The 3,876-nt window shown below is 62.3% G+C and carries 3 protein-coding genes; all 3 read right to left on the minus strand.

The window, feature by feature from the left end:
• Window positions 1–131: 131 nt before the first annotated feature.
• Complete coding sequence (locus B3187_RS01400) at window positions 132–3,068, minus strand: insulinase family protein (protein WP_286804304.1); 2,937 nt, start codon at window positions 3,066–3,068, stop codon at window positions 132–134.
• 26 nt (window positions 3,069–3,094) lie between these two features.
• The gene (locus B3187_RS01405) at window positions 3,095–3,697 is read right to left on the minus strand and encodes a tRNA-uridine aminocarboxypropyltransferase (RefSeq protein ID WP_286804305.1); all 603 of its coding nucleotides are present in this window, start codon (window positions 3,695–3,697) and stop codon (window positions 3,095–3,097) included.
• Window positions 3,694–3,876 (minus strand): GIY-YIG nuclease family protein (locus tag B3187_RS01410; protein ID WP_349678193.1); only part of this gene is annotated, 183 nt, incomplete at its 5' end. The genes B3187_RS01410 and B3187_RS01405, both read right to left, overlap by 4 nt.

Consider the following 3,876-nt stretch of genomic DNA (forward strand, 5'->3'; position numbering starts at 1 on the left):
TCACGGCGTGTCTTGAAAGGGTTTCCCCCTCATGGCCCGGGCGTCACATATTCTCTGCACCTTCTTTACTAACGGCTACCCAGGCGGAGCATTCCTTCCGAAGTTACTTAGCTAATGACAAACATACCCCTTTAAAGCTCGCGCAACTCCAAGCCCAGGCTTTCCAGGACCGCTCGTTCTCCGCTGTGACTGACCACCGCCGTGCTGGCCCGTTCTGGTTTCAGGTACTCATTGGCCACGCGTTGGATATCGGCCAGGGTGACGCCCAGGACCCGGTTGCGGAAAGTCTCGCGTTTCTCCCGGGTGCGGCCAAACAACTCCGCCTGATACGTCTGACGGGCCTCGCCTGCCGGAGAAGCCGGCTTGTCCAGGCTGCTGACCACCCCCAGAATCGCCTCCTCCAACGGCTGCCATTCGTGTTCGCTGGACAACAGCCAATCCACCGCCGCCTCGAAATCCTTCAGGGTATCCGCCAGGCGGGGGTCGCGGTAGGAGAAGAAGCGGAAGGCCGCGATATTGTTGTCCTGGCTGGCACCGCCGCCGTAGGCGCCGCCCTGTTCGCGAATGGTGCGGTGCAGATAACCGTTGCGCAGGAAGCCGGCCAGCACCGTCAGGGCGGCTGCGTCCGGGTGCTCCGAGGGCACCGTCGGGTAGGCTTGGGCACAGAAGTTGACCTGGGTGTTGGTCAGCCAGCCTTCGCGTACGGGCTCGTGAACGGCGGGCAGTCCGAAGGAGCGGAAGTCGGCCACCGGCGGCTCGCTGGGCCAGTGCGACTGCACGGTGTCGCGCAGTTCGTCGAGTTGATGGGGTTCACCAATCAGCAGGAACTCCCGTGGTGCGACCCGCAGGCGGGCATGAATGCCCGCCAGTTGCGCGGCGTAGGCTTTCAGGGATTCGCCTTCCTTCAGGGCCTGATCAAGCCGCTTCAGGTGGGCGATGCCTTCCAGGCCGCCAATCCGATGGGTCAGGCGAGCCGACGGGGCCATGCCGGCGCAGGCGGCCAGCATGGCCAGGCTGTGGCCATTGCCAGTGATGCTCTGTTCGCGGCGGGCGCGCATCTGCGAGACCAGCTCTTTCAAGCGGTTGTGTTCATCAAAACGGGGTTCGGTCAGGGTCGCGCGCAGCAGTTCGTTCATGGCCCCGGCATTGCGGTTCAGTGCCTTGGAGCCAAGCGAAAAATAGGCATCAATGTTCTGCACATCATCGGTGGTGCCACGCACCGTCGCCGAGGCGCTGATACCCCCCACGGCGCTTGCCTGCCAGCGTTGAGCCTCGAGGTAATCGAGGTTGCCCAGGCCGACTTCGGTCAGGGCGTTGCAGTAGAGCGGCAGCAGCGGCTGCTCCTCCTCGCTGATGTCAGGCAGTTTGCAGGTGACCTGTTCATACACCAGGCCGTTGGTGCCGGCGCCGTAGCGGCGCAGCGGGTCGCTGGCGGGGTTCTTCGGGTCGAGGGTTTCCCGGCTGCCTTCCACATACGCCATGGTCTTGGGAATGTCTTCCAGGCCGACCTTGGGCAGGATGCTGTCGTCGTCTTTCTGTACTTGGCGTTCCTGCAGGGCCTTGGCGCGCTGCACGATCCACTGGCGATCGTCGTCAGTGAGTTTGGCGTTGATATCGGCCAGACGTTTTTGCTCGGCCTCCTGGGCCCGGCGGGTGAACTGGCTGTCCGGGCGAAGGGTCAGGCGCAGGCGGTGAGGGTTGTCGAGCAACCAACGACGCACCAGCGAGGGAATGAAATCCGGGTCTTTGACTTTTTCCCGCAGTTTCACCAACGCTGAATCCAGGTCGAGCAGGGCAATGGGGTCAGCCCGGTGGGTGGCAGCGGGCAGGCTGTTCATGATCAGTTGCAGGCCGTAAGGGAAACCGTCTCCGCCGACTTCGCGCTGCTGCAATTCCAACTGGTGCAGTGCGCTGTCAATCAGCTCCTGGGGTACGCCCTCTTCGGCCACCCGCTCCAGGGTACCGAGAATCAACTGCTCCACCTCCGGGACCTTCTCCAACTGGCAGCCTTCCAGGCCACAGCCGAAAGCCAGCTCGTACTGGGAGTCATCCAGTCCGCACAGTGGAGAGGGCGCCTGTCCTAGGTCGGACGTTTCCAGGGCGTGCAGCAGGGGAGAAGCGCTATTGTCCAGCAGGACGGCGGTCATCAGTTGGCTTTCGAGGGTTTGATCCAGGTCGGTGATATTGCCCAGCAGCCAACCCATGACGACATGGGTTTTGTGGGTCGGGTCTTCGCCTTCCTCCAGCGGGTAGGCCTCTTCCACCGCGATGGGGGCGTGGTAGCGCTTCTCTTCGCCTACGGCAATGACATCATCCAGGCGCTTGAAACGGTGCAAAGCTTTGGCTTCAAACTTGGCCTGATGCTCCGCCGCCGGAATATCGCCATAGGTCATGAAGATCGCATTGCTCGGATGGTAATGGGTGCGATAGAACTGCTGGAGTTGTTCGTAGGTCAGGTCCGGGATGTGTTCCGGATCGCCACCGCTGTTGTGGTGATAGGTGGTGGTCGGAAACAGGTAGCGACACAGCGACTGCCACAGTTGTGCGGGCACCGAGCTCATGGCGCCTTTCATTTCATTGAACACCACACCTTTGAACGTCAGCGGGGAATCGGGGTTATCCGGTTCCTTGAACTCCAGGCGATGACCTTCCTGGGCAAAGTCCAGCTCGTCCAGGCGGGAGAAAAACACCGCATCCAGGTACACATCCAGCAGGTTGTCGAAGTCCTTGCGGTTCTGGCTGGCGAAGGGGTAGGCGGTCCAGTCCGGACTGGTGAAGGCGTTCATGAAGGTGTTCAGGGACCGGCGGATCATCATGAAAAACGGATCGCGTACCGGGTACTTTTCGCTGCCACAGAGCGCGGTGTGTTCGAGAATGTGGGCGACCCCGCGCGAGTCCTGGGGCACAGTGCGCAGGGCGACCAGAAAGACGTTCTCCGGGTTGTCGCTGGCGAGATGGATGTGCTGAGCACCGGTCACTTTGTGCTGGTACTCCTCCACCCGCAGGTTCAGGGAGTCGATGGTCTGGCTGCGCAGGTGCTCAAAGGCGGCATGGCTGGTGTGGGTCATAAAGTCTCACAATCTCCGGTATCGGTTTACGGCTTGGGTCGAAACGCGAGTTGCTGGTCGTTGAAGCCGTCAAAAGCGTCGAGTAAAGGCTCATAGTCTACGCGCTCGCCCTCCAGATGCGCCAGTGCGTAACAGCAGGCTTCCAGGGTGGAGAGCTGACCGGGCTTGCGCGCCCGACGGATTCGATAGCGCGATGGTGGCGTATCGGTCAGGGCCAACCTGGGCAGTGCGTGCAATGGCGGGTTGAGGTAGAGCATCTTGCGGCTCTTGCGCCAGGTGGCATCGAGTACCACAAGCTGGCGTCGCGGTCCGGTATTGTTTCGCTCGGTAAGGTCGTTCGGGTCCGGATACCGGGGGGCGGGTAGATCGTCGGTCTCCGGATAGAGCAGTATCGATTCGTCGGCCCGGTTTAGCAGTTCCCCCAGGGCGGCATAGGACCACTGTTCTCCCACCACCCGCTGACTGTTCTGCAGGCTGAGGTCCAACAGGCGGGCGCTGTTTTTGGCCCGGTGGGCTTCGTCGGGGTGTTGCAGAATCAGCAGGGATACGCCGTTGTCGATCGGTCGAACCCAGTGGCAGATACAGGCCCGCTCCGGACGCTCGCAACGGGGGCAGAGGGCACGGCTCATTCGGCGGCCTCCGGATCGACGGCCGGAGCGGGTGCGCTGGCGATCAGTTGCTCTTTGGCGGCGCGCGAAAGCTGCTTGATGGCGTACTCCCGTCGACTGGCACTGGAGCGGTCGGGGTGATGCTCCAGAAAGCACAATCGGTGGGGCTGGCGACCGCGAAAATAGCGGGCGCCGCGGGG

The organism is Marinimicrobium sp. UBA4209, from assembly GCF_002381585.1.
Taxonomy (GTDB): Bacteria; Pseudomonadota; Gammaproteobacteria; order Pseudomonadales; family Cellvibrionaceae; genus Marinimicrobium; species Marinimicrobium koreense.

Bases quoted from the DNA above. Each gene is read 5' to 3' on its own strand.
- B3187_RS01405 (WP_286804305.1), bottom strand. From the start codon at position 3,697: ATGAGCCGTGCCCTCTGCCCCCGTTGCGAGCGTCCGGAGCGGGCCTGT.
- B3187_RS01400 (WP_286804304.1), bottom strand. From the start codon at position 3,068: ATGACCCACACCAGCCATGCCGCCTTTGAGCACCTGCGCAGCCAGACC.